This window comes from Brachybacterium sp. EE-P12, assembly GCF_003711805.1.
GTDB lineage: Bacteria > Actinomycetota > Actinomycetes > Actinomycetales > Dermabacteraceae > Brachybacterium.
Genome location: NZ_QXCP01000003.1, coordinates 314894 through 340072 on the forward strand (window position 1 = coordinate 314894; position 25179 = coordinate 340072).

Genomic DNA, 25179 nt, shown 5'->3' on the forward strand with positions numbered 1-25179 from the left:
TCAGGCCCGGATCGAGTCCTGGGCCGTCTGCATTGCGGTGACGACGTCCTCGCGCGTGACCTTCCCACCGGTCGCGATGGTCGCGAACATCGCGTTCATCGCCTGGCCGACGGTGGTCTCGAACTGGTCCTCCCAGGGCACCAGCGGCAGCGGCGCGGAGCGCTCGGCGTAGACCTCCATGAACATGTCGGCCTGCTCGGCGTCCTCGGTGAAGGTGGGCTCGCCGTCCACGAGCACCGGCAGGGAGGCGAAGGGCTTGCCGAGCTCGGCCTGGATCTCCGGGGAGGTCATGAACCTCATGAACTCGAGCGCGCCGTCGCGGTTGTCGGTGTCCGCCATCGCCGCGATGTTGATGCCGGCCAGGTGCGAGGCGCAGTCGTCGACCGCATCGGCCGGGGCGGGGAAGGGGATGGCCTTGAACTGGTCCGGCGTCATGCCCTGGGACTCGATGGTGGCGTTGGCGTTGTTCTGGTTGATGATCATCGCCGCCTCGCCGTTCGCGAAGGCCGTGACGGACATGGTGCCGTTGTCGAACTGGGCGTTGGAGGGGTTGACGACCTCGTGCTCCTGCATGAGGTCGAGATAGCGCAGGATCCCGTCGACCACGCCGTCCTCGGTGAAGGTGGGCTTCCCCTCGGAGTCGTTGAGCGCGGCGCCGTTCTGGGTGGCGTTGATGAACGCGAAGTGGTTGTTCTCGGTGTAGGAGCCGGCGGCCAGGGACATGCCGTACACGCCCTCGCCCGGATCGGTCAGCGCCTTCGCGGCCTCGACCATCTCCTCCCAGGTGGTGGGCGGCTCGAGGCCCGCGTCCTCGAACATCTGCACGTTGTAGTACATGCCGTAGGCGAGCCCGTACAGCGGGATGGAGGTGGGGTCGGTGCCCTCCGCGCCCCCGGTGGCGAGCGCCGCCTCGACGTACTGCTCGCGACCGCCGAGCGCCTCGAACTCGGCATCGCCCAGCTCGAGCAGGCCGCCGGTGGCCTGGAGGCTCACGCCCCAGGTGTTGCCGATGTTCAGCACGTCCGGGCCCTGGCCGGAGGTGATCGCCGTCTGGATGCGGGTCTGCAGGTCGGCCCAGCCGATCACCTCGAGGGAGACGTCGATGCCGGTCTCCTCGGTGAACTTCTCGAGGACCGGGGTGAGGACCTCCTTGTCGTTCTCGACGCTGGTGCCCTGGTTGGAGGCCCAGTAGGTGAGGCTGCCGGGCGAGCCGTCGGAGCCTGAGCCGGAGGAGGAGCCGCAGGCTGCGAGGCCTGCCGCGCCGGCGGCGGCGAGGGGAGCAGCGGTCAGAAGGGTGCGTCGTCGCATCGGGGTTCTCCTTGGGGACGCCGTCGTCGGTGACGGCTCGTGGGTGAGGGGCGGGCAGGTGCCCTGCGGGGCGTCCCGCCCTGTGCCGCGGGTCCGGTGGAGCGTCGGCCCGGCGGCGTGCTGAATCGATTCGGTACTTAATCGATTCGCCGAGTATGGCCCGCGGGCCGACGGGATGTCAACGGCGGCAGATCACGGTGACATCACGGTCCCGGGGCGCGGGCCCCGCCGGCTGCCCTCAGGGGCGGGCGGTGGAGGCGCGGGGCACGAGGCGCGCGGGCGCGGTCTGCATCCTCTCGCCCGGGGATGCCGTGCCCTCGATGCGCCGGACGAGCAGGTCCCCGCCCGAGCGGCCCATCGCGAAGGGCTCTCTGGCCAGGGCGGTGATCGAGGGGGAGGCGACCTCGGCGATCAGCGAGTCGTCCCAGCTGACCAGGCCCATCTCCTCGGGGATGCGCAGACCGAGCGCGGCGGCCGCGCGCAGGGCGCCGACGGCGATCAGGTCGCTCGAGGCGATCACCGCCGGACGGGAGCAGAACGTGACGTCGGCCCGCCGGACGGCGTCCTGGCCCGAGCCGATCGCGTACCGGGCGCTCTCCTGGGAATGGGCGAGGCCGTGCTCGGCGCACAGCCGACGCAGCAGCTCGAGGCGTCGGCGCTCGTGCGCATAGGCCAGGGGACCCGTCACCTGGAGGCAGCCGTCGTACCCGAGCGCGGCGACGTGCTCGACCACAGTCGCGGCATCCTCCGGCTCGGCGGTCGAGACCCTCACGAAGTCCTCCGGACCCTCGTAGTGGCCGAGCACCGCGAAGTCCAGGCCCAGCGCCTCCAGCACCGCCGGGCGATGGTCGTCCGAGGCGAGGTCCAGCAGCACCACCCCGTCGACCCGACGCCGGTGGGCCCAGGTGCGGAAGACGTCGATCTCGTGCTCCTCCCCGCCCTCGACGAAGCGGATCAGCAGCTCGTAGCCGTGCGCGCTCGTCGCCGACTCGATGCCCGCGGTCACGGAGGCGTAGAACGGCTCGCGGGAGACCTCTTCCGGATCGCGCACCAGCACCAGGCCGATGTTCCCGCTGCGTCCGCGGCGCAGGGCCTGCGCTCCGGAGTGCGGGGTCCAGCCCACCTCCCGGGCGTGCTCGAGCACCCGCTGCCGGGTCGCGGCGCCCACGCCGGGCTTGTCGTTGAGCGCATAGCTCACCGTGGCCGGGGAGATCCCCAGGTCCCGGGCGATCGTCGAGACGGTGGGGCGGGGCGAGGGCTTCGGGGGCATGAGGAGCATCGTAAGGTCGGGTCATGCCGCTGCCCACCGCCGCCGCCCCCGACGAGGTGCGCCTCGCGCACTGCCTGCTCGACGCCGACGGGACGGTGCTCTCCGCCGCGCATGCCGAGGAGCCCTTCTACGCCGCCAGCACCATCAAGCTCCACGTGCTGCTCGCGGTGCTGCGCGCCGCCGAGGCGGGACGGGTAGACCTCGCGGCGGAGCTGCCGGTCACCCGCACCTTCACCGGCGCCGACGGGCAGCCGTTCACCCTGGCCGGCGACCACCTCGACCCGACTCATCCCGCGCCCGGCACCCCGGTGGCGGTGCGGGAGCTCGCGGTGCGGATGATCGACCGCTCGAGCAACGAGGCGACCGACCAGCTGCTGGAGCTCGTGGGCCTCGACGCCGTCGCGGACGTGGTCCGCGAGCTGGGGCTCACCGCGACCCGCGTCGAGCGGAGGATCGGGGACGCCGCCGCGCTCTCGCAGGGCCTGACCAACGAGACCTCCGCCGCGGACCTCGCCCGCACGATGCACGCGCTGGTCACCGGCGCGTCCCCGCGACTGTCCGAGCCCTCCCGCGAGCTCGCCCTCGCGGCGCTCGCCGCGCAGCGGATCCCGATCATCGCCACCGCCCTGCGCGACGGAGTGCCCTGGGGCTCGAAGTCCGGCTGGGTCGACGGCTACCGGCACGACGTCGCGCACGTCGGCGCACCGGGCTCCACGGACTCCCGGGTCCTGGCGGTGTTGACCGCGGGGCTCGACGCCGAGGCGGCCGACGCGCGGATCATCGCACTCGCCCGCGAGCTGCTGCCCGAGCACGCCGCCTGAGCGCCGCGCGCGGTCCGGCCGGCCCCGCTCAGCTCTCGAGCACGCGCCGCGCGCCGGCGTACTCGCCGGTCGGGTCGTACTCGGTCAGCGACATGATCTCCACGCTGCGCTCCGCGTTCGGGGCCTGCATGATCAGGTCGTCCCCGAGGTACAGGGCGACGTGGCGGATCGAGTCGCCGCCCGGCTCGGTCGCGAAGAACACCAGGTCGCCGCGGCGCAGGTCCTCCCGAGCGACCTCCGCGAGGCCGGAGTCGTTCATCTGGTCCCCGGCGTCGCGGGCGATCGTGATCCCGTGGTGGCGGAACAGGGTGTAGGTGTAGCCGGAGCAGTCGAAGCCCCAGGCGCTCACGCCCGCCCACAGGTAGCGCAGCCCCAGGAAGCGCTCGCCGGTGGCGATCACGTCCTCGACGGCGGGGCGGGGCGGCTGCTCGCCGCGGTCGCGCACGACGACGTCCGCGGCGGGGAGATAGGCGGGGCGGGCGCCGGGCACGGCCACCTTCACGGCCTTCCCGGAGCGCCCCACGACAGGCAGGACCGTGTCGAAGGAGACGTCGATCCCGGGGTGGTTCCCCGACGGGGTGCCGGTGAGGGTGCTGGTCAGCGCCGTGACGGTCGCGGTCGGGGCGGTCTCGGCGCGGCGGGCGAAGTCCGGATCGGCCACGAGCTGCGCGAGCGGCACCCAGCCGGGATAGCCGCGCGGATCGCGCGGGGTGGGCTGCGCGGTGACGAGCACGTGCGCCCAGTCCCCGTCGATCTCGTCGACGATCACCTCGCTGCCCAGCACGGCCTGGGTCTCGAGCTGGCCCGTCAGCCAGCGCCGGGTCTCGGTGTCCTCCATGTTCGTGTTCCAGGCGTCGAGGTCCACGGGGTTCGACAGCGCCGGGTCGTCGATCCCGGGCCGGGCCGTGCGCGGCTCGACCCAGAGCGTCGCTGCGGAGACCGCGACATGGGCGCGGTCCCCCGGGGCGAGACCGGGCCCGGAAGCGGGCCGCGGCGCGGGTGCGGCGGAGGCCGGGGCGAGCGCGGCGAGAGAGGCGACGGCGAGGCCGGCGGTGCCGGTCGCGGCCAGGCGCAGCCCGTCGCGGCGGGTGAGGGCGGGGATGCGGTGCGTGGTCATGGCAGCTCCTACGAAGGGCCGGCGCCGCGGCGTCGGCGGATGCGGGACGTGCGGGATCGGGGACGGTCGGGCGGGAGCAGGGTGCTCACCGATCACCCCCGTCCGGAGGCGCCGGATCCTCGTCGGGCCGCAGCGGCGCGAGGCCCAGGCCGGGCCCGCCGGACAGGCGCAGCACGCCGCGTTCCTGGACGATGCCGCCGCGGGGCAGGGCGGTCGCGAACCAGGCCGGCGGATCGAGGTCGATCATCGTGACCGCCGGGTGCGCGAGCGCGAGGTGGGCGGCGGCGGTGATCGAGATGCGCGGCTCCATCATGGCCCCCAGCATGCAGTCGATCCCCGCCAGGCGTGCCGCGTCCGCGACCTCGATCGCGCCGCGCAGCCCGCCGGTCTTGGCGAGCTTGATGTTCAGCAGGTCGCAGGCCCGCGCCTCGATCAGGCGGTGCGCATCGGCCGCCGACCACACCGCCTCGTCGGCCATGATCGGCAGCGAGACCGCGGCGGTGACGCGGGCGAGCCCCTCTACGTCGCCGGCCGCGACGGGCTGCTCGACGAGCTCGACGGGCAGGCCGTCGGCCTCGAAGCCGCTGATGATCTCGATCGCCTGCTCGGGCAGCCAGCCCTGGTTCGCATCCAGCCGCAGCCGTGCCGCGGGCGCCGCCTCGGCGACCGCGGCGAGCCGGGCGCGGTCCTCGTCGATGTCGTGGCCGAGCTTGATCTTGAGGATCTCGTGCCCGGCCGCGACGGCCTCCCGCGCCCGCTGCGCCATCGTCGCCGGCTCCTCGAGGGAGACGGTCATGTCGTTGCGCATCACCTCGCCGACCCGGCCGCCCAGCAGCTCCACGAGAGGCCGGTCCGCCGCGCGGGCCCAGGCGTCGTGCAGCGCGACCTCGAGGGCGGCCTTGGCGCTGGTCGCGCCCGGCAGTGCGGCCGCGATCCGGGCGGAGAGCTCGCCGACGGTGCCGCGCGCCCCTTCCAGCGCGCCGCGCAGCGGACCGTCGAGCGCGGTGAGGATGCTGCGGGCGTCCTCGCCGGTCACGGCCACGGTCTCCGCGGCGGATCCCTGGCCGACGACGCCGCCTGCGAGCTCCACCTCGGCGACCACGTACTCGACCGCCTCGGTGCGGCGGGCGGCGGTGACGAAGGGGTGGCGCAGCGGTGCGAGGTGGCGGTGACGGCGCACCGCGCGCACCTCCAGCTCGGCCGCCTCCTGCGGGATGGGCGACGCGGTCACAGCGCCGACATGATCTGCGCGGCGAGCAGGCCCACGAAGGTGCCCATGAACGAGCCGATCAGCGCGTACAGCACGCCGACGGGCACCAGCTGCTTGTTGAAGGCCGCGGCGACCACCGGGGCCGACGCGATGCCGCCGACGTTCGCGGTCGAGGCGACGGCGAGGGAGAACAGCTCCGTCTTCGTCAGCTTCGCGTAGAGCACCATCACCCCGGCGTGGAAGATGAGCACGAGCGCGCCCATGAGCAGGTAGATCGGCGCCTGCGTGATCGCGGAGAAGTCCGAGCCCGAGGCGATCTGGCCGATCACCACGAACAGCATGAGCGTGGCGACCTCGCCCGAGCCCGCCGTGCGGCCCAGCGGCGTGACCGCCACGACCAGGCCCAGCAGGGAGACGATGAGGATCGACCAGGTGGTGCCGTTGACGACCGCGCCCCACTCCGGCAGCAGAGAGCCGATCCAGATCGACAGGGTCGAGACGAAGATCGAGCCGAACACGACGATCGACAGGGAGGAGACGGTGACCGGGTGCTTCTCGTCCTCGAGCTCGCCGGCGTGCGTGTCGAGATAGCCGGTGTTCGCCTTCGTCCACTTGTCGAACCTCGGCGAGACGGCGACGGAGGCGAACATCAGCATCAACCAGACCGAGTAGCCGATCGTGTCGGTGATCAGGGCGTACCCGAAGATGTTCTCCGGGGCCTGGAGGATGTCCTGCACCGCGACCATGTTCGCGCTGCCGCCGGTCCACGAGGCCAGCAGCGCGCCGAACACCTTCCACGCCTCGGAGTGCACCGCGCCCTGGAAGAGCAGGTACACGACCACCATGCCGACCGACAGCGACAGCGAGGCGACGAAGAAGGTCAGCAGCAGCTTCGGGCCGAGGCGGATGATCTTGCGCAGGTCGCAGCCGAAGAGGAACAGGAAGATCATCGCCGGCAGCAGGACGTCCTTGACCTGGGCGATGGGTTCTCGGGTGGCGTCGTCCTGGCCGAACACGCCCAGCGAGTTGAGGGTCGCGCACAGCAGGTACATCAGCACCATGCCGGGCACGAACTTGAACAGCTTCCAGCCGGTGGTGCGCTCGAGCACGATCAGCGCGCACGAGAGCGCCAGCAGGACGCCGAGCATCAGCAGTCCGTCGGTGATCACGGGGTCTCCTCGGAAGGTGGGGAAGGGGACAAAAAAATCGGAAGCACCGACCACCGGCACCTCGGGCGAGGCGCGGCGCGGTGCTTCCGACGGGATCCGGTTCGGTGAGGTTCCGGGCGGGCGGGAGCGGGTATGCGGTTATGGCTCCTGGTCGGGGAGGGCCGACAGGTCGCGGTACTTCGCGGCGGCGCTGCGCACGGCGGCCGCGAGCGCCTTCTGCGAGGACCCGTGGTACCTGTCGGTGATCGACTCCACCAGGGCGTCCTCCTCGAGCAGCGAGCGACCGACCACCAGCTCGCGGACGAACTCGACCGTGAGCGCCAGCGTGGCGGTGCAGTCGACTGCCTGGATGACGTGCGTCTCAGTATCGACGACGAGACCGACGAAGAACAATCCCCACTGCATCGTGATCGGATTGTTGCTCGGGGACTTCGCCTCGCCGGTGAGATAGATCGTGCGCGCCATCAGGCGATCCTATGCGCGCCCGAGGAGCGGGCACGGCCCCGACCGGAAGCGCCCGGTCGGGGCCGCGGTGTCGCCGCGGGGCGGCGAGGTGAGTGCGGGGCTCAGCGGAGGTCCGCCGGGCCGGAGAGCTCGGCGGCCTTCTCCGCCTCGGCGCGACGCTCGTCGCGCTTGGTGTCGAGGCTCTCGGCGTGCGCCTCGGCCGAGTCCTTCGCGGACTGCGCGGACAGCGAGCGCTTCTGCGCGGCGGGCTGCAGATCGGCGAACTGGCCGCCCGCCTCGCCGCGGACGCGGTTCTCGGAGCCGGTGGGCGCCGGGTCGTTGCCCTCGCCGGTCAGGTCGCCGCGGACGATCGTGTCGGTGACGTCGACGCCGTCGGTGTTGTCCGAGGCGGTGACGTCGCCGCCGAAGTAGGTGGTGCCCTCGCAGCGGACGTTCTGGCCGCCGGTGCCGAGCTGCACACCGGCGTTGCCGGAGAACACCGCGTTCCCGTCGACCTCGCCGGCGCAGAAGGTCGCGCCCTCGGTCGCACCGGTGACGGTGAGGTTCTTCGACAGGGTCGAGTCGAGGATGTCGGTGAACTCGGAGTTCTCGCTCTTCACGTTCCCGCCGACGCTGCTGCCGCTGACGTGCACGAGCCCCTGGGCGATGTTGAGGTTCCCGCCGATCGCGGAGTCGTAGGAGTACAGGAAGGGCTCGGCGCCCTCGGCGGCGCGGCCGTTGTAGGTGCCGTCCACCGCGGACTCGTCGAGGTAGACGCCGTAGCCGCCGTTGGAGACGACGTTGCCGCCGACGGAGGTGCCGGTCGCGTCGAAGTAGGCGTCGCCCTGGACGACCACGCGCCCGTCGACGGAGGAGTCGGTCATCAGCAGGTCTCCGCCGGCCTGGACGCGCACCTCGCCCTGGACGGTGACGTCGGTGAGGACGCAGGACGTGTCCTTGGCGACGACCAGGTCGCCGGGAACGGTCACGGAGGAGGCCTCGCCATCGCAGCGCGTGGTCAGGGCGGCGTTCGCGGAGCCGGCCGTCGCGGCGATGCCGGCGGCGGCCAGTGCGGTCGCGGAGAGGATGGTGAAGGAACGGGAGAGGGTGCGCACGAGGGCTCCTAGATCGCCGCCCCGGCAGGGCGGCATGGTGGGATCGGTCATGGGTCCTCCATGACCGTAGCGACTCATCTCACACCGGACAATCGATTCGGCCAGATTCGCCGGAGTTCATCGAGATTTCCCCTCCTGGTGAGGCGGGGGACGGCGCCTCGGCACCCGGTGGGCGGGACGCAGGTCAGAGCGGGAAGCGCACGTAGGTGGTCTCGAGGAACTCGGCGAGCCCCTCATGGGAGCCCTCCCGGCCCAGCCCCGACTCCTTGACGCCGCCGAAGGGGGCCGACGGGTCCGAGGCGACCCCCAGGTTCACCGCGACGATCCCGGACTCGAGGCGGGCCGTGACCTCCGTGACCTCGCTCAGGTCCTCCCCGGCGACATAGGCCATGAGCCCGAACTCGGTGTCGTTCGCTGCGGCGATCATCTCCTCGACGTCGTCCAGCACCGTCAGCGGCGCGAGCGGCCCGAAGATCTCCTCGCGCTGCACGCGCGCGTCCAGCGGCACGTCCGCCAGCACCGTCGCCTCGTGGAAGAAGCCGGCGCCGTCGCCGCGCCCACCTCCGGTGAGGACCCGTGCACCGCGCTCGACCGCGTCTGCGAGCAGCTCCTGGACCGAGTCGACCGCCGCCTCGTCGATCAGCGGGCCGAGGGTCGTGGCGGGGTCGGCGCCCGGGCCGAGCGCGAGCTGGGAGACCCGCTCGACCAGGTGCTCTGTGAACTCCTCGGCGACGGAGGAGTGGACGTAGAAGCGGTTCGCGGCGGTGCAGGCCTCGCCGTTGTTGCGGAACTTCGCGAGCATCGCCGCCTCGACGGCGGTCTCGATATCGGCCGAGGGGAGCACGAGGAAGGGCGCATTGCCGCCGAGCTCCATCGAGGTGCGCAGCACGTGCTGGGCGGACTGCTCGATGAGGGTGCGGCCCACCGCGGTCGAGCCGGTGAAGGAGACCTTCCGCAGCCGCGGATCGGCCATCAGGGACGAGGACAGGGCGCGCGAGTCGCTCGTGACCACGCAGCTGACCACACCGTCCGGCACCCCGGCCTCGGCCAGGATCGCCATCAGCGCGAGGGAGGTCAGCGGCGTCTTCTGCGCGGGCTTGAGCACCACGGTGCAGCCGGCGGCCAGGGCGGGGCCGATCTTCCGCGTCCCCATCGACAGCGGGAAGTTCCACGGCGTGATCAGCAGCGTCGGCCCGACGGGCCGGACGGCGGTGAGCACGCCGTGGTCGGCGGCGGGGGCGTGGCGGAAGCGCCCGGGCTGCCGCACGGCCTCCTCGCTGAACCAGCGCAGGAACTCGGCACCGTAGGTCACCTCCCCGTAGGACTCGGCGAGGGGCTTGCCCATCTCGAGGGTCATCAGCGCCGCGAGGTCGTCGGCCCGTTCGTGGCAGAGCTCGTAGGCGCGGCGCAGGATCTCCGAGCGCTCGCGCGGGGCGGTCGCGGCCCACTCCTGCTGCGCCGCGCACGCGGCGTCCAGGGCGCTGCGGCCGACGGTCTCGGCGTCGGCGTCGACCACTCGGGTCAGGGCGGTGCCGGTCGCGGGGTCGATCACCTCGAGCGCCGCGGTGCCGCCGAGGAAGCGGCCGCCGACGAAGGAGCTGGTCGGGGTGCGCTCGAGCACCTGCGCGATCCGGGTCGGGGTGAGGGCGGGCTGCTCGGGCATCGGGGGACCTCCTGCGTCGACGGGTGCTCCCTCCCAGTCTGCACCCGCAGCCCTCGATCCGCAGTGCCTCAGGGCGCGGCGGCGAGGGCGTCGACCGCCCCGATCAGGCCCAGATGGCTGAAGGCCTGGGGGAAGTTCCCGATCATGCGCCCGTCGCGGGAGTCGTACTCCTCGGAGAACAGGTGCAGGTCGTTCCCGCAGGCCAGGAGGGTCTCCAGGAGCTCCTCGGCCTCGGCGCGGCGCCCTGTGGCCGCGTACTGCTCCACGAGCCAGAAGCCGCACACCAGGAAGGGGTGCTCGTGACCGGTCAGCCCGTCCTGGCCGCGGGTGCGGTAGCGCAGCAGGAGCCCCTCCTCGGTGCGCAGGTCCTGCTCGATCCGGGCGACGGTCGCGAGCATGCGCGGATCGTCCGCGGGGAGGAACCCGGTGCGGGGGATCCGCAGCAGGGAGGCGTCCACCTCGGCGCTGCCGTAGGCCTGGGCGAAGGCGCCGTCGGGGCCGACTCCCTTCTCCAGGACCTCCGCGCGCACCCGGTCGCGCAGGCGAGTCCACTCCTCGAGCTCCTCGTCCTCCGCGGGCAGGCCGTGCTCGGTCACCGCCCGGACCGCCCGGTCGAAGGTCGCCCACACCATCACCCGGCCGTGGGTGAAGAAGGCCGGGTCCCCGCGCATCTCCCAGATCCCCTGGTCCGGCTGGTCCACGCGCGCGGCGGTGAAGCGCACCAGCGCCTTCTGCAGCGGCCAGGACCAGCGCGACTCCTCGACCCCGGCCTCCCGCATCATCGACAGGGCGATCATCACCTCCCCGACCACGTCCGCCTGGTACTGGTCCGCCGCCGCGTTGCCGAGCCGCACCGGGACGGAGCCCTCGTAGCCGGGCAGGTGGGAGAGCTCCTGCTCGGGCAGGTTCCGGTTCCCGGTGATCGAGTACATGATCTGGAGCCGTTCGGGGTCCCCGGCGATCGCGCGCAGCAACCATTCCCGCCAGGAGACGGCCGCGTCGACGTGCCCGTGCGCGAGGAGCGCCTCGAGGGACAGGGCCGCGTCCCGCAGCCAGCAGTAGCGGTAGTCCCAGTTGCGCACCCCGCCGAGGTCCTCGGGCAGGCTGGTCGTCGCCGCGGCGATGATCCCGCCGGTGCGACGATGGGTGAGGGCGCGCAGCACGAGCAGGGAGCGGGCGACGGGCCCGGCGTACTCGTCCTCGACCCGCACCTGTCCGAGCCACGCGGACCAGCCCTCGCAGGTCCTCGCGAGCGCGGCGTCGACATCCGGTGCCGCCGGCACCTCCTGCCAGGCGGGGAACCAGGTCAGCACCCATGAGACGGTCTCGCCCGCGGCGAGACGACGGCGGCCGTGATGGGAGCGGCCGCGGGCCCGCAGGGCGGGGCCGTGCAGGGCGATCCCGTCGCCGCCGGCCACGGCGATCAGCGCTCCGGCTCCGGTTCTGTCCTCGCCGCGTCGCACCCAGGGCACCGCCTGGCCGTATTCGAAGCGGATCACCAGCTGCTGCACCACGTCGACCTCGCCTGCGGTGCAGGTCACCGTGCGCACCAGCTCGGAGTGATCGTCCACGTCCCCCGCGAGGGAGGAGCCGGCGGGCCCGCGCTCCGCCGAGCCGTCGGCGTCGATCGGCAGGAACTCGGTGACGGTCGCGGTGCCGGTGGGGGAGCGCCATGTCGTCTCCAGCACCATCGTCCCGGGCAGGTAGCGGCGGGAGAGCACCTCGCCGTCCGCGATCCGCAGCGACCAGCGGCCGTGGGAGTCGTCCCCGAGCAGCGAGCACAGCAGCGCATCGGAGTCGAAGCGCGGCATGCACAGCCAGTCGACGTCCCCCTCCCGGGTCACCAGCGCCGTGGTGCGCTGGTCCGAGAGCAGGGCGTGATCCTCGATGAGCGGGCTCGTCATCCACCCAGTGCATCACGGAGGAGAGGCCCTGCGGGGCTCATCGCTCGTGCGTCGCTCCCAGCTCGGCGAGGACCTCGGGCAGCGCCGCTCCCGAGAAGTCGAACATCGCCTGGTTCTCCCACGCGTTGCCGGAGCTCGGGTCCTCCGGGTCCCATCCGGCGCCCTCGACCGCCGTCCAGGCCGGCTCCCAGTACACGACGCCGCGCCCCCGGCCGCCCTCGGCCGCGGCGGTGACGTCCTGGACCGCGCGGAAGAAGGCCGCCTGCCCGCCGGGCGTGGGCGGGTACCCCTCGGGCAGAACGGTCTCCGCATCGACGATGTTGGGGAACGGCGCGCGGGGATCGTCCTCGAGGGTGAACGGACAGGCGGTCTCGACCACGATCACGTCCCGCTCGTAGCGGGCGCCGAGCGTGCTGATCGCCTCCTGCAGGTCCGCGAGGGTGCCGTGCCAGTACGGGTAGTAGGACAGGCCGATCACGTCCAGCGGGACCCCGCGCGAGACGGCCTCGTCGAGCCACCAGGTCAGCCCCTCGATGCCGTCCTGGAGGTTCGTCAGGTGCAGCATCACCTCCGCTGCGGGGAACACGTCGGCCACCGCCCCGGCGCCGGCGCGCAGGAAGCGGGCGAGGTTCTCCCACTGGGCGCCCTCGACGTCGTCCTGCGGATCCACGTCCCAGGTCTGACCGTGCGGCCAGAGCATGCCGGGGTTGATCTCGTTGCCGACCTGGACCATCGCGACGTCCACACCGGCATCGCGCAGCAGCGTCAGGGTGGAGCGGGTGTGCTCGGCGACGGCATCCGCCAGCTGTCCGGGATCGTGCTGTGCCCACGCCGCGGGCACATGCTGCGCACCGGGGTCCGTCCAGGTGTCCGAATAGTGGAAGTCGACCAGCACGTCCATGCCCGCGTCACGGATCCGGCGGGCCATCTCCACGGTCCGCTCCGGGGTGCAGTATCCGTCGGCCGGATCCACCCAGACCCGCAGACGGCCGAGAGTCGCCCCGCTGTGCGCCATCAGCTCGACGGGATCGACGGGCTCGGCACCGCCCGGCGCGGTGTACACGGCGCCGTGCTCCTCGTTCTTCGGGATGCCCGAGAGATCCGCGCCGCGCACCGTGCGGGATGCCAGGTCCGGTGTGAGGCGCAGCTCGTCGATCTGCGCCCATGCGCCCTCGGCACCGCTGACGCGCAGGGTGATGTCGAGGATCCCGCGCGCCGCCGGGGCGCTCACCGCGAGCTCGAGCCAGGCGCCCTCGGCCCCGGTCACGGGCACGTGAACGCGGTCGGTGCGGTTCCGGCTGCGCAGCTCGAGGGAGGCGGCCCGGCCGTCCCCGCCGGCCCTGACCAGCGCACGGAGGGTGCGCTCCCCGCCCCGGCCGACGACGACCCGCTGCGAGACGGCGACCTCCTGGCCGGCAGCGGGCTCGAGGTGGAGCACGTGCGGGCGCCCGCCCGCGGCGCGGACCTGCGCGGAGGAGGACTGCCCGGAGAGCCTCCACCGCGACAGGCCCTCGGCGAACCCGGGGTTCGCGAGCTGGTCTCTCTCGCGTGCCTCGGCGCCCGGGGACGGGGCGGTCAGGAGCGCGCCGGTGCCCAGCACCGCGCCCGAGGCGGCGAGGCCGCCCAGGCGTCGGCGGGACATGGCCGTCGCTCCGGCCGAGCGGTGCGAGGCGGGGGTGCGGTGGGCGGACATCATCGTTCTCCCTGTCGTCGTTCCTGGAGGAGTCGCCGTCAGTCGGCGGCGACGCGGTCGGGGGCGGGGATGCGGGCGGTGGCCACGCCGCCGGCCGGGATCTCGAGCGTGCCGATCCCGTCCACGGGGACGGTCACGTCCTCCCCGGTGTGGTTGAGCGCGATGACGTGGCGGCCGCCGTCCTCCCCGACGCGTTCGAGCAGCTCGACGTCCTCGGGGAGGTCGCCCTTCGGGATCCGGGCGCTGGCGTACACCTCGTCGAACAGCGCGGAGAGGTCCTCGACGCCGAGATCCGAGGCCAGGTACCAGGCGCGACCCCGCCCATGGTCGTGACGGGTGGCGGCGGTCCCCCCGGGCACGGGTCCGTCCACGTAGGTGCCGATGGCCTCGGCGCCGGTGAGATGGAGATCCTCGCACCACACGTGCGAGCGCAGCGGCTTCCCGTGGATCACCAGGCGCGCCTCCTCGTCACGGCGCAGCGGGCAGAACTCGTGGACCTCGAGGCCCAGCACCGGTGCGAGCGCTGCGTTCAGCCCGCCCTCGCGCACGCCGTCCTCCCGATCGACGATCCCGGAGAAGGGGCCGACCACCAGGCGGCCGCCCTCGCGCACGTACGCGGAGATGTTCGCCGCCGCCGCATCGGTGAGCAGGTAGGAGGCCGGGGCCAGGACCAGGCGGTAGCCGCTGAGGTCGTCCTCGGGGTGGGCGAAGTCGACGGCGACGTGATCTCGCCACAGCCGCTCGTACCAGGTCTGGATCTGTGCGCGATGGCCGAGCGCGATGGAGGGCCGCCACGGGAGGTCCTGCGCCCAGTGCGACTCCCAGTCCCACAGGATCGCCACATCGGCCTCGACGCGGGAGCCTCGCAGGTCCGCGAGGTCGGCCAGGCGTGCACCGAGCTCGGTGACCTCGCGCCAGACCCGGCTGCCGGTGCCGGCGTGGGGGACCATCGTCGAGTGGAACTTCTCGGCTCCCTTGCGGGAGGCGCGCCACTGGAAGAACATCACCGCATCGGCTCCGCGCCCCACGTGCGAGAGCGAGTTGCGGGCCATCTCGCCGGGCTTCTTGGCGACGTTGCGGTCCTGCCAGTTCACCCCCGAGGTGGAGTGCTCCATGAGCATCCACGGGCGGCCGCGGGCGATCGACCGCGTGAGGTCCGCGTCGAAGGCCAGCTCGACGAAGTTCCGCTCGTCGGCGGCGATCAGGTAGTGGTCGTTGGAGACCACGTCGACCTCGTCCGCCCACGCCCACAGATCGATGTTCGGGCAGGTGTGCGCCATGAAGTTCGTGGTCACCGGGATGTGGGGGGTGATCTCGCGCAGCACGTCCCGCTCCGCGCGGAAGCAGTCGAGGATCTGGGCCGAGCTGAAGCGGCGCCAGTCGAGCTCGAGCGAGGGGTTCTGCATCGACGGGGTGGGCAGCGGGGCGTGGATGTCCTCCGGCTCTCCGAAGACCTGGCCCCAGAACGCGGTGCCCCAGGCGGCGTTGACGGCCTCCAGCGAGCCGTATCGCTCGAGCACCCAGCGGCGGAACGCCTCCTGCGAGAAGGTCGAGAAGCTCTCTCCCACGGGAGCGCCGTACTCGTTGTGCACGTGCCACAGCGCGAGCGCGGGATGGTCGCCGTAGCGCTCGGCGAGAGCGCGGGTGATGCCGGTGGCGGCCTCGCGATAGGCGGGGGCCGAGGGGCAGGCCATGCCCCGGGAGCCGGGGCCGAGGGTGCGTCCCTCGCGGTCCACCACACGCGCCTCGGGATGGTCGCGGAAGAACCATGCCGGGGGAGCGGCCGTGGGAGTGCCCAGGTCGATGCGGATCCCCGCCTCGTGGAGCAGCGCGAAGACCTCGTCCAGCCATTCCCAGTGGAACTCCCCGCGGCGGGGCTCGAGGCTCGCCCAGGAGAACATCCCGATGCTGACCAGGTTCACGCCGGCCTCGCGCATCAGGCGCACGTCCTCGACCCAGGTCTGCCGGGTCCACTGCTCGGGGTTGTAGTCGCCGCCGTAGGCGAGTCCCTCGAGCCCGAGCGGCCAGGAGGGGCGCGGTGCGGCGCCGGACGGGGTCGCGGTGGGCGAGGGTGACTGGAATCGATCACGGGTCATAGAGATGACCATGGCATGGAGTGATGGGAGCCGGCAAGCTCTTCTGCAGGGGCTTGACCGTAAACGATCACAGTTCTACGATCTCAGCCTCACCGCTCGGCCCCGAGCGGGCCGTCCATCGCAAGGAGGCGAGCATGACCAGTGCCACCCCACCCCGACCGAGCTGGCGCCCGTCGCGCCGCCGGCTGCTGCAGTCCGGAGCCGGCCTCGGCGCCGCCGGACTCGCCGGCGGGGCCCTCGCCGGCTGCGGTTCGGCGTCCTCCTCGGCGCCGGTGGAGCTGACCTTCTGGACCTGGGCCCCGGGCATCGAGGAGGTGGTGGCCCTCTGGAACCAGCAGAACCCTGAGGTGCAGGTGCTCGTGAGCAGGCAGGACGCGGGAGATGCCGCGGTGACCAAGCTGCTCACGGCGGTGCGCGCGGGCAACGGCGCCCCGGACGTGGTCCAGGCCGAGTACCAGAGCATCACCTCCCTGGTCGCCTTCGACGCGATCGCCGACATCGCCGAGGATCTCGATCCCGGCACGGTGGAGCACTTCGCCGAGGGCATCTGGTCCTCCGTCGGCATCGGCGACGGCGGGGTCTACGCGATCCCGCAGGACACCGGCCCGCTGCAGTTCTACTACCGCGAGGACGTCTTCGAGGAGCTGGGGCTGTCCGCCCCCGAGACCTGGGAGGAGTACGCCGAGGCGGCGCGCGTGGTCCACGAGGCCGATCCGTCGATGTACCTCGGCACCTTCTCCTCGACCGATCCGGGCCTCTTCGTGGGTCTGGCGCAGCAGGCCGGGGCCTCGTGGTGGCAGATCGACGGCGAGCGCTGGAAGGTCGAGATCGACGCCGAGCCCACCCGGCGGGTGGCCGAGTTCTGGGGCGGGCTGGTCGAGGAGGGGGTCATCTCCGCCGAGCCGATGTACACCCCGCAGTGGAACGCGGCGCTGAACGACGGCACCCAGATCGGCTGGGTCTCCGCGGCCTGGGCGCCGGGCGTGCTCGAGGGCAACGCGGGCAGCACGGCCGGTTCCTGGCGCATGTCCACCATCCCGCAGTGGGAGCCGGGCGCGAACTCGACCGGCAACTGGGGCGGCTCGGCCACCTCCGTGGTCGTGGGCAGCGACCACCAGGCCGAGGCCGTGCGCTTCGCGGAATGGATGAACACCTCGGCCGACGGGGTGCTCGCCCTCGTCGAGCACAGCGGGGTCTTCCCGGCGGATCTGGCCAATGCGGAGACGGCGCTCGAGGCGCCGCCGGAGTTCTTCTCCCACCAGAGCGACTTCTACGAGCACTCCACGGACAACGCGGACGGGGTGCAGCCCTTCACCTTCGGCCCCAACGTCAACGTCACCTATTCGCTGTTCAACGACGCCTTCGGGGCCGCGACCCGGGCGGCGACCGCCGCCGCCTTCGCGAACGCGGTCACGACCGTGCACGAGGGCACCGTCGCCGATCTCGAGAACCAGGGGTACGACCTCGCATGAGCGCTCCCACGACCACCACCGCCTCGTCGCTGCGTCGGCGCACCGACCGCTTCGGGTACGTCTTCATCGCCCCGGCCGCGATCTGCTTCCTCGCCTTCCTGGCAGTCCCCATCGTCTACGCCCTCTACGTCAGCTTCCGACGCGAGCAGGTGGTCGGGCTCGGCCCGGGCGCGGGCGGCCGCACCGAGGTGTGGGCGGGACTGGGCAACTACGCCGCCGTCCTCGCCGACAGCGAGTTCCTGGCCAGCGCGCTGCGCGCCCTCGTCTACGGGCTGGTGCTGGTGCCGACCATGCTCGGACTCGCCCTGCTGTTCGCGCTCCTGCTGGACTCGCGCCGCGCGCGGCTGCGGCGCCTGGCGCGGATCGCGATCTTCCTGCCCTACGCCGTCCCGGCGGTGATCTCCTCCCTCCTGTGGGGCTTCCTCTACCTGCCCGGGACCAGCCCGTTCCACTTCCTGGCCGAGGCCGTCGGCGGCGGGCTGCCGGATGTCCTGTCCCCGCAGCTGGTGCTGCTGGCGATCGCGAACATCGGCATCTGGGGCGGCACCGGCTTCAACATGGTGGTGCTGTACACCTCGCTGCGCTCGGTCCCGAGCGAGCTCTACGAGGCGGCCACCCTCGACGGCTGCTCCGAGCTGCAGACGGCGGTGCGGATCAAGGTCCCGATGATCCTGCCCTCGCTGATCATGACCTGCGTGTTCTCGATCATCGCGACGCTGCAGGTCTTCGCCGAGCCGATGCTGCTGCGGCCCCTGACCAACTCGATCTCCACGACCTGGTCGCCGCTGATGAAGATCTACCGGGACGCCTTCACCGAGAACGACATCTACACGGCGTCCGCGGGCTCCGTGCTGGTGGCCCTCGCGACCTTCGTCATCTCCTTCGGCTTCCTGCGCCTGGTGCGCAGCCAGGCCTTCGCCCAGGAAGAGCGGTGAGCACTGCCATGACCACCTCCACCACCCGAGCCGCCGACCCCGCAGCCTCCGGCCCGTCGATCACGCGCGGCCGGCCGGCGGCGAGCTCCTCGCGCAGCGGCTCCGGCGGCGTCGGCGCCGAGCGGCCCTCGCTCGTCGCCACCGGCGTCCTCGTCCTCGGTGCGCTGTACAGCCTGATCCCCATCGTCTGGGTGCTCTTCGCCGCCTCGAAGAGCGCCGACGAGCTGTTCTCCACCTTCACCTTCGCCCCCTCGACGTTCCTGCTCGAGAACGTGCAGGACCTCTTCGCCTATCGCGACGGGCTGTTCCTGCGCTGGGCGGGCAACACCGTGCTGTACGCCGTCGGCGGCGCGCTGCTGTCCACGCTCGTCTCCGCCGCGGCCGGATACGGCCTGGCGCTGTTCGACTTCCGCGGCAAGAAGCTGTTCTTCAACCTCATCCTCGCCGGCGTGCTGCTGCCGGCCGTGATCCTCGCCGTGCCGCAGTACCTGCTGTTCGCGCAGGCGGGGCTCGCCAACACCTACTGGGCGGTGCTGCTGCCCAGCATCCTGAACCCCTACGGGATCTACCTCGCCCGCATCTACGCGGGCGCCTCGGTGCCCCGGGAGATGATCGAGGCGGCGCGCACCGACGGCGCCGGCGAGCTGAGGATCTTCTCGCGCTTCGCCGTGCCGATGATGATGCCGGGCCTGGTCACGGTGTTCCTGTTCCAGTTCGTGGGGATCTGGAACAACTACATGCTCCCGTACATCATGCTCGGGGACGACTCCCTGTTCCCCATCACCGTGGGCCTGTCGACGCTCATGAACCAGGGCGCCTCGCAGCCGGCGATGTACACCACCGTCATCACCGGCGCCCTCGTCTCGATCATCCCGCTGATCGCCCTGTTCCTGCTGCTGCAGAAGTACTGGCAGTCGGATCTCACCGGCGGCGCCGTCAAGGGCTGAGCCGGATCCGACCTCGGCGGTCGGCGATACTGGCCCGGAGGTCCCCGCCACCTGGCCGGGACATCGTCGAGGAAGAAGGAAGTGACGTGGCCGCAGCCCGCTCGGAGACGCCGTCACGGCGGCCCACCATCTCGGACGTCGCCCGTCGGGCGGGGGTCTCGACCGGAACGGTCTCGCGCTATCTCAACGGCGGCCGCTGGGTCTCGGCCGAATCGTCAGAGGCCGTCACCCGGGCGATCCGGGAGACCGGATACGTCGCGAACGCCACCGCGCGCCGGCTGCGCACCGGGCGCAGCGGCACCGTGGCCTTCGTCGTGGACGAGCCGCCGGCCCGGTTCTTCGAGGACCCGAACTTCGAATCCCTCGTGATCGAGGTGGGGCAGGCGCTGGCCGCGCGCGACCAGACCATGGTGCTGCTGCTCGCGGGGGACGAGGACAGCGCCGAACGCGCCGAGATCTTCCTGCGCACCAGCGGCGTGGACGGCGCGGTGACCGCCTCGGCGCAGCCGGCACATCACCTCTTCGAGCGCATCCAGGCAGTGGGCATCCCGCTCGTGAACGTGGGAAGCCCGGCCGGTCTGGAGGACCGGGTCGCCTTCGTGGCAGCCGATGACCGGGAAGGCGCCCGTCGCATGGCGGAGCACCTCGTGGAGCAGGGGGCCCGGGAGATCGCCGTGATCGCCGGCCCCGAGCACACGCCCGGCGGCTTCCTCCGGCCGGAGGCGTTCATCGAGGCGATCGGGTCCGCGACCGTGGAGGGGGCGGTCCCGCGTGTGGTCGACGTGCAGCACGGCGACTACTCGGTCGCCAGCGGAGCGGAGGCGATGCGCGCGATCCTCCGCGCCCACCCGGGGGTCGACGCGCTCTTCGCCGCCAACGACCGCATGGCGCGCGGCGCGATCGAGGTGCTGCAGGCCGAGGGGCTGTCGGTGCCCGGTGATGTGCTGGTCGGCGGTTTCGACGACTCGGCGGGCGCCGCGACCGAGAAGCCCTCTCTGACCACGGTGCGACAGGACTTCCGACGGATCGCCGTGGAGCTCGTCGACGCCCTGGGCAAGCAGATCGACGGCGGGGTGCGCACGAGGGTCGTCGTGCCCGTCCGGCTCGTGGTGCGGGACTCGACCACCCGCCCGTGACGGTCCGCCGCGGGTGGGCGTGAGGCACATCATCTTCGCGGGGGAGGCCAGGTCGAATCCGCTTTCCCATGGCTTTCCAGGCAATCCCGAGGAAGCACGGGGGATGCTCCGAGGACGGCGGAGGACCGTGCCGCCATGAGCTCCTCCTCGCGCCTCGCCGCGCCGTCCCCCGCCGAGGAGTCACCGGATCGCGGCGGTGACTCCCAGATCAAGAGCCTCTCGGTCCCGGGCCTGCTCGCCGGCGGCGCCGCCGCGGCGACGACCTCGGTGATCGGCGGGCAGCTCGGCATCAGCGGCACCGTCGCGGGGGCCGCGATCACCTCGGTGATCTCCGCGGCCGTGGTCGCCTTCTACACCGACTCCGTCAACGGCACCGCCCGGAAGCTCAAGCAGGTCGCGGTGAGGGCCGGGGAGCGTGCCCCGAGCCGGGACCGGGGTGCGTCCGTGCACTCCTCGCGGACCCGCAGGGAGGCCGACGGCGGTACCGGGGAGGCGGTCGCCGAGGCGACCGACGCCGCCGAGACGCCCGAGCCCTCCCGGGGCAGGAGGCTGCTGAAGATCGCCCTGATGAGCCTCGTGATCGGCCTGATCGGCATGGCCGCGGTGTTCGGGATCCAGCGGATCTCCGGCACCGAGCTGTCCCCGGGCACCGGCCAGATCCAGCGCTCCGTCACCGGCACCGACTCCGTCTCCCCGCGCGAGGACTCCGGCTCCTCGACCGACGACGGCACCGAGCAGCAGGAGGGCACGGACGGGCAGCAGCAGGACGGGAGGGAACAGGACGTGCAGCAGCAGGACGGCACGGGCGCCGACGGGTCCGGCGAGCAGAGCGAGGGCACCACCGAGGACGGCTCCTCCCCGGCCGACGAGCAGCAGGGCGAGGACGCCGACGGGACCGGCGGCGACTCGGGGTCCAGCGGCTCCAGCTCCTCGAGCGAGTCGCAGGACGGCGCGAGCTCCGGGTCCGGCGCATCCGAGCAGATCGGCTGAATCCGTCGACGCTCAGGCGCCGTCGACGGCCTCGTCCCCGGCGATGTCGTCCCCGGCGACGAACTCCCGCAGGTGCTGGGAGAGCTCCACGCGGCTCGGCTCGTGGCAGTACATCATGTGCCCGGCCTCGTAGTACTCCACCCGGATCCGCTCGCTGTAGTCCTCGCGCGGGATCGCGAGCTGGGCCAGCACGTGCTCGCTCGCATGGAAGGGCGTGGCCGCGTCGTGATAGCCGTGGGAGACCAGCACCCGTGTGTGCGGGGACTTCCGCAGCACCCGGGCGAGGTCCGTGGCGACCTCGACCGAGCGGTTCTCGAAGTCCTTGTAGCTCCAGGGGTGCACCCGGCCGGACATGATCTCGTAGACCACGTCGGCGGAGAACTCCAGCTCCCCGCCCAGGTACTGGTTGATCGTCGCGGTGTAGCTCGGGGCGAGCTGGTCGATCGACGGGTCGGTCTCCATCCGCGCCGCGTTGCCGTCCCCGGCGGGCGCGGTGAAGCGGCCGTCGATCCGCCCGGTGATCAGGCCCTCCTCGCGCAGCAGCTCGGCGAGGAAGGCCATGTGCTCCACGCGCAGGTCGGCGCGCTCGACCCATTCGGGGTCCACGCCGATGAGCGCGCCGATCCGGGCGGCGGCCTCCTGCTTCTGCGCCGGGTCCAGGCGCAGCCCGGCCGCGAGCAGCGCCGGGTACTCCTGCTCGGCGAAGGCCTCCGCCTCGTCGACCACGTCCTGCAGCAGCCGGTCCTCGTGCTTGCCGTGGGCGTGCGCGATCGCCGCGTAGGTGGGCAGGTAGTGGAGATAGGGGCGGTCGTTGCCGGGGGAGAACACGATGGTGCCGAAGTCCAGCACCGGGGAGATCAGCACGATCCCGGCGACGGCCACGTAGTAGCGGTCCATGAGCCGTGCCGCGACCGCGGAGGCGCGCGTGGTGCCGTAGGACTCGCCCGCGAGGTGGATCGGAGAGGTCCAGCGCTGGTGACGGGTCAGCCAGTCGATGATGAAGGCCGCGATGAGGTCGCGGTCCGCGGTGAGCCCGTGGTGGCGATCCGGCTTCTGCCCCGGCGCGGGGCGCGAGTAGCCGGTGGTCATCGCGTCGACCACCACGAGGTCCGCCTCGCGCAGGATCGTCTCGTGGTTGTCGAGCAGCCGGTGCGGGGGAGCGGCGGGGGCACCCGCGTCCCCGGAGTCGACGCGGCGCGGGCCCAGCAGGCCCAGGTGCAGCCACACCGTCGACGCGCCGGGCCCGCCGTTGAAGGCGAAGACCACCGGGCGGGGCTCCTCCGCGGCGGAGGTGGCGATGTAGGAGACGGAGAACAGCTCCGCATGCGCGGCGCCGCGGCCGTACTCCTCGCCGTCCGGCTCCTCCCGCAGCACCACGGTGCCGGTCGTGGCCGTGTAGTTCAGCGGCCCGTCCGGCAGGGCGAGGCTGTGCACGGTCGTGACCAGGCGGTCCTCGGGGGTGCTCGTCGCGCCCGGGCTGGGGGAGGTGCTGGGGGCGTCGGCGGGGGACTGGTCGTTCACACGTGCTCCTTCGTCGGATCCGGCGTCGCCGACGATGCTACGCGGGGTGCCTCAGAGCGCGGCGATGTCGTGGGGGTCCTCGGCGCCGGGCTCGTTGTCCCGCACCACCATCCGGATCGGGTCGACCTTCGTCCAGACCATGAACAGGATGCCGACGACCAGCATCGCCAGGCCCGCCCACAGGTTCGCGTTCAGGCCCTCGGTCTTCGCCGCCTCCTCGGGCGTGAAGGCGACCAGGCCCATGATCACCAGCACCACGCCGAACAGGCCCAGCAGGGTGCCGATGAAGTTGCGGATGTCGAAGGCGCCGGCGGTCTGCACGGTCGCGTCGGCCGGGACGTCGGCGCCGCCGGTGGGGGTGCTCTCCTCGGGAGTGCTCATCGTTTCTCTCCTCCGTCCGCGCTCACGCGAATGCGATGTTCAGGATGATCACGAGCACCAGGGCGATGCCCGCCATCGGGACCGGACGGCGCCAGAAGGCCAGCTCCTTCTCGTCGTGGTCGACGAGGTCGGCCTTCGGCGTCTCCGAGTAGACCAGGCCCTTCAGCTCATGGGCGGGCTTCGGGGCGGTGAACTGCGTGACCACCACGGAGACCACGATGTCGACCACGAAGGCGGTCGCGGCGCTGACGAAGGCGAGGCCCTGGCCGGGCAGCTCGAAGAGGCCGAAGAAGGTCGAGGAGCTCCACAGTGCGACCGCGGCGAGGGTGCCGGCGACCAGGCCCGTCCAGCCCGCCGCCGGGGTCATCCGCTTCCAGAACATGCCCAGGATGAAGGTCGCGAACAGCGGCGCGTTGAAGAACCCGAACAGGGTCTGCAGGTAGTCCATCAGGTTGGAGAACTGCCCGGCGATCAGCGCGGTGAAGATCGCGATGATGCAGGCCGCCGCCGTCGCGATGCGGCCCACGGCGGTGTAGTGGGCGTCGGGCGCGTCCTTCTTCACGTACTGCTGGTACAGGTCGTAGCTGACCACCGTGTTGAAGGCGGAGATGTTCGCGGCCATGCCGGCCATGAACGCGGCCAGCAGGCCCGCGATGGCGACGCCGAGGAGGCCGTTGGGCAGCACGTCCCGCATCAGCAGCAGCAGCGCGTCGTTGTAGTCCACGCCGGTCGCAGCGGCGCCGGCGGCGTCGCCCGAGCTCTCGAGCTGCTTGAACTCGGCCAACTCGCCCACCAGCACCGCGGCGATCATGCCGGGGATGATGACGATGAAGGGGATGAACATCTTCGGGAAGGCGCCGATGATCGGGGTCATCCGAGCGGCCGTGATGGACTTGCTCGCCATCGCGCGCTGCACCTCGACGAAGTTCGTCGTCCAGTAGCCGAAGGAGAGCACGAAGCCGAGCCCGAACACGATCCCGACCACGGACAGCACGGGGCTGTCGAAGCCGGAGAGGGCCTGGCCCGGCCAGGAGTGCAGCTGCTCATCGCCGAGCATCCCGTCCCCGGCGATCCGCTCCTTCATCCCGGACCAGCCGCCCACCCGGTGCAGGCCGATCAGGGTGAGCGGCAGCAGCGCCGCGACGATCACGAAGAACTGCAGCACCTCGTTGTAGATCGCGGCGGAGAGCCCGCCGACGGTGATGTAGAAGAGCACGAACGCGGCGGCGAGCACGAGGCCCACCCACATCGGCCAGCCCAGCAGGCGGTTCACGATCGTGGCCAGCAGCGAGAGGTTCACGCCCGCGATCAGCAGCTGCGCGACCGCGAAGGAGAGGGCGTTGACCAGGTGCGCGCCGGTGCCGAAGCGCATGCGCATGAACTCGGGGACGCTGCGCACCTTCGAGCCGTAGTAGAAGGGCATCATCACCACGCCGAGGAACAGCATGGCGGGGATCGCGCCGACCCAGAAGTAGTGCATGGTCGGCATGCCGTACTGGGCGCCGGTGGCGGACATGCCCATGATCTCGACCGCGCCGAGGTTCGCGGAGACGAAGGCGAGGCCGGTGACCCAGGCGGGCAGGGAGCGGCCGGAGAGGAAGAACTCGATCGAGGTGGAGACGCCGCGCTTGGCGTACCAGCCCACGCCGAGCACGAAGGCGAAGTACAGCGCGATGATCGCGTAGTCGATCCACTGCGCGTCGAGGCGGATGTCGACCATGGGGATGTGTCCTTGGGGCGGGAGGGCATGCCGCGACGACCCCGGGAAGGGGGCGCGCGGGCGGAGGAGGGGCGCCGCCGTGGCGCCGGGCGATGACGCTACCACCGGGTATCGGAGGGGACCGCAGCGGGGTAGGGGAACGCCGGGTCGAGGGTGAGGGGAGCCACGTCGAGGCGGCCGTCGGCTGATGTTGACCATTGGTAGTCGATGCGACATCCTCGGCGTGCGCGGGTCGCCCGCACGGGTGATCGCGCGCCGCTCTCGGCG

General features: G+C 72.1%; 20 protein-coding genes. 6 read left to right on the forward strand and 14 right to left on the reverse strand.

What is annotated here, in order from left to right:
- Both D1648_RS02865 and D1648_RS02870 read right to left on the reverse strand, forming a co-directional pair.
- A complete protein-coding gene (locus D1648_RS02865; protein ID WP_122939297.1) occupies nt 1-1308 on the reverse strand; it encodes a sugar ABC transporter substrate-binding protein in 1308 nt (435 codons plus the stop codon).
- 238 nt (nt 1309-1546) lie between these two features.
- Nucleotides 1547-2578: a LacI family DNA-binding transcriptional regulator gene (locus D1648_RS02870; protein WP_164518560.1), complete on the reverse strand. Its 1032-nt coding sequence runs from the start codon at nt 2576-2578 to the stop codon at nt 1547-1549.
- Nucleotides 2579-2601: 23 nt separating this feature from the next.
- On the opposite strand from D1648_RS02870, the gene D1648_RS02875 reads away from it, so the two are divergent.
- Nucleotides 2602-3399, forward strand: a complete 798-nt coding sequence (locus tag D1648_RS02875; RefSeq protein WP_122939299.1) for a serine hydrolase — start codon at nt 2602-2604, stop codon at nt 3397-3399.
- Between the two features lie 28 nt (nt 3400-3427).
- On the opposite strand, the gene D1648_RS02880 is transcribed toward D1648_RS02875, so the two are convergent.
- The 9 genes from D1648_RS02880 to D1648_RS02920 form a co-directional block, all read right to left on the reverse strand.
- Nucleotides 3428-4516, reverse strand: coding sequence for a C40 family peptidase (locus tag D1648_RS02880; RefSeq protein ID WP_206424763.1), 1089 nt, complete (start codon nt 4514-4516; stop codon nt 3428-3430).
- An 85-nt stretch (nt 4517-4601) separates the two neighbouring features.
- Nucleotides 4602-5747 (reverse strand): dipeptide epimerase, encoded by a 1146-nt coding sequence (locus D1648_RS02885; RefSeq protein WP_122939300.1) that lies wholly within the window; start codon nt 5745-5747, stop codon nt 4602-4604.
- The gene (locus D1648_RS02890; RefSeq protein ID WP_122939301.1) at nt 5744-6895 is read right to left on the reverse strand and encodes a DUF819 domain-containing protein; all 1152 of its coding nucleotides are present in this window, start codon (nt 6893-6895) and stop codon (nt 5744-5746) included. Before D1648_RS02890 ends, D1648_RS02885 begins: the two co-directional genes overlap by 4 nt.
- A 138-nt stretch (nt 6896-7033) precedes the next feature.
- On the reverse strand, nt 7034-7360 hold the full coding sequence (locus tag D1648_RS02895; protein WP_122939302.1) for a DUF3870 domain-containing protein: 327 nt from the start codon (nt 7358-7360) through the stop codon (nt 7034-7036).
- Nucleotides 7361-7461: 101 nt separating this feature from the next.
- On the reverse strand, nt 7462-8505 hold the full coding sequence (locus D1648_RS02900; protein WP_126281969.1) for a hypothetical protein: 1044 nt from the start codon (nt 8503-8505) through the stop codon (nt 7462-7464).
- 133 nt (nt 8506-8638) lie between these two features.
- Nucleotides 8639-10117, reverse strand: a complete 1479-nt coding sequence (locus tag D1648_RS02905) for an NAD-dependent succinate-semialdehyde dehydrogenase (RefSeq protein ID WP_206424764.1) — start codon at nt 10115-10117, stop codon at nt 8639-8641.
- 68 nt (nt 10118-10185) lie between these two features.
- Nucleotides 10186-12021: a glycoside hydrolase family 15 protein gene (locus D1648_RS02910; RefSeq protein WP_122939304.1), complete on the reverse strand. Its 1836-nt coding sequence runs from the start codon at nt 12019-12021 to the stop codon at nt 10186-10188.
- A 37-nt stretch (nt 12022-12058) separates the two neighbouring features.
- Nucleotides 12059-13717 (reverse strand): glycosyl hydrolase 53 family protein, encoded by a 1659-nt coding sequence (locus D1648_RS02915; RefSeq protein ID WP_122939305.1) that lies wholly within the window; start codon nt 13715-13717, stop codon nt 12059-12061.
- A gap of 35 nt (nt 13718-13752) precedes the next feature.
- On the reverse strand, nt 13753-15810 hold the full coding sequence (locus D1648_RS02920) for a beta-galactosidase (RefSeq protein WP_122939306.1): 2058 nt from the start codon (nt 15808-15810) through the stop codon (nt 13753-13755).
- Between the two features lie 134 nt (nt 15811-15944).
- Here D1648_RS02920 and D1648_RS02925 point away from each other — a divergent pair, with 134 nt between their 5' ends.
- The 5 genes from D1648_RS02925 (at nt 15945) to D1648_RS02945 (ending at nt 21290) form a co-directional block, all read left to right on the forward strand.
- A complete protein-coding gene (locus tag D1648_RS02925) occupies nt 15945-17282 on the forward strand; it encodes an ABC transporter substrate-binding protein (RefSeq protein ID WP_122939307.1) in 1338 nt (445 codons plus the stop codon).
- The gene (locus D1648_RS02930; RefSeq protein ID WP_122939308.1) at nt 17279-18217 is read left to right on the forward strand and encodes a carbohydrate ABC transporter permease; all 939 of its coding nucleotides are present in this window, start codon (nt 17279-17281) and stop codon (nt 18215-18217) included. Before D1648_RS02925 ends, D1648_RS02930 begins: the two co-directional genes overlap by 4 nt.
- Nucleotides 18214-19164 carry a carbohydrate ABC transporter permease gene (locus D1648_RS02935; protein ID WP_122939309.1) on the forward strand — a complete coding sequence of 317 codons (951 nt, stop codon included), beginning with the start codon at nt 18214-18216 and terminating at the stop codon, nt 19162-19164. Before D1648_RS02930 ends, D1648_RS02935 begins: the two co-directional genes overlap by 4 nt.
- A gap of 86 nt (nt 19165-19250) precedes the next feature.
- On the forward strand, nt 19251-20300 hold the full coding sequence (locus D1648_RS02940; protein WP_122939310.1) for a LacI family DNA-binding transcriptional regulator: 1050 nt from the start codon (nt 19251-19253) through the stop codon (nt 20298-20300).
- A gap of 135 nt (nt 20301-20435) precedes the next feature.
- Nucleotides 20436-21290: a hypothetical protein gene (locus D1648_RS02945; protein WP_122939311.1), complete on the forward strand. Its 855-nt coding sequence runs from the start codon at nt 20436-20438 to the stop codon at nt 21288-21290.
- Between the two features lie 12 nt (nt 21291-21302).
- Here the strand turns inward: D1648_RS02945 and D1648_RS02950 are convergent, their stop codons facing one another.
- The 3 genes from D1648_RS02950 to D1648_RS02960 are packed head-to-tail and all read right to left on the reverse strand — an operon-like array spanning nt 21303 to nt 24912.
- Nucleotides 21303-22811: a S10 family peptidase gene (locus D1648_RS02950; protein WP_122939312.1), complete on the reverse strand. Its 1509-nt coding sequence runs from the start codon at nt 22809-22811 to the stop codon at nt 21303-21305.
- A 51-nt stretch (nt 22812-22862) separates the two neighbouring features.
- Nucleotides 22863-23192, reverse strand: a complete 330-nt coding sequence (locus D1648_RS02955; RefSeq protein WP_122939313.1) for a hypothetical protein — start codon at nt 23190-23192, stop codon at nt 22863-22865.
- Between the two features lie 22 nt (nt 23193-23214).
- Nucleotides 23215-24912: a sodium:solute symporter family protein gene (locus tag D1648_RS02960; RefSeq protein ID WP_122939314.1), complete on the reverse strand. Its 1698-nt coding sequence runs from the start codon at nt 24910-24912 to the stop codon at nt 23215-23217.
- Nucleotides 24913-25179: the final 267 nt, after the last annotated feature.

Excerpts from the sequence above, each read along its gene's own strand:
- D1648_RS02865 (WP_122939297.1), bottom strand. The coding sequence starts at position 1,308 with ATGCGACGACGCACCCTTCTGACCGCTGCTCCCCTCGCCGCCGCCGGC.
- D1648_RS02870 (WP_164518560.1), bottom strand. The coding sequence starts at position 2,578 with ATGCCCCCGAAGCCCTCGCCCCGCCCCACCGTCTCGACGATCGCCCGG.
- D1648_RS02875 (WP_122939299.1), top strand. The coding sequence starts at position 2,602 with ATGCCGCTGCCCACCGCCGCCGCCCCCGACGAGGTGCGCCTCGCGCAC.
- D1648_RS02880 (WP_206424763.1), bottom strand. The coding sequence starts at position 4,516 with ATGACCACGCACCGCATCCCCGCCCTCACCCGCCGCGACGGGCTGCGC.
- D1648_RS02895 (WP_122939302.1), bottom strand. The coding sequence starts at position 7,360 with ATGGCGCGCACGATCTATCTCACCGGCGAGGCGAAGTCCCCGAGCAAC.
- D1648_RS02900 (WP_126281969.1), bottom strand. The coding sequence starts at position 8,505 with ATGACCGATCCCACCATGCCGCCCTGCCGGGGCGGCGATCTAGGAGCC.
- D1648_RS02905 (WP_206424764.1), bottom strand. The coding sequence starts at position 10,117 with ATGCCCGAGCAGCCCGCCCTCACCCCGACCCGGATCGCGCAGGTGCTC.
- D1648_RS02910 (WP_122939304.1), bottom strand. The coding sequence starts at position 12,021 with ATGACGAGCCCGCTCATCGAGGATCACGCCCTGCTCTCGGACCAGCGC.
- D1648_RS02915 (WP_122939305.1), bottom strand. The coding sequence starts at position 13,717 with ATGATGTCCGCCCACCGCACCCCCGCCTCGCACCGCTCGGCCGGAGCG.
- D1648_RS02920 (WP_122939306.1), bottom strand. The coding sequence starts at position 15,810 with ATGACCCGTGATCGATTCCAGTCACCCTCGCCCACCGCGACCCCGTCC.
- D1648_RS02925 (WP_122939307.1), top strand. The coding sequence starts at position 15,945 with ATGACCAGTGCCACCCCACCCCGACCGAGCTGGCGCCCGTCGCGCCGC.
- D1648_RS02930 (WP_122939308.1), top strand. The coding sequence starts at position 17,279 with ATGAGCGCTCCCACGACCACCACCGCCTCGTCGCTGCGTCGGCGCACC.
- D1648_RS02945 (WP_122939311.1), top strand. The coding sequence starts at position 20,436 with ATGAGCTCCTCCTCGCGCCTCGCCGCGCCGTCCCCCGCCGAGGAGTCA.
- D1648_RS02955 (WP_122939313.1), bottom strand. The coding sequence starts at position 23,192 with ATGAGCACTCCCGAGGAGAGCACCCCCACCGGCGGCGCCGACGTCCCG.
- D1648_RS02960 (WP_122939314.1), bottom strand. The coding sequence starts at position 24,912 with ATGGTCGACATCCGCCTCGACGCGCAGTGGATCGACTACGCGATCATC.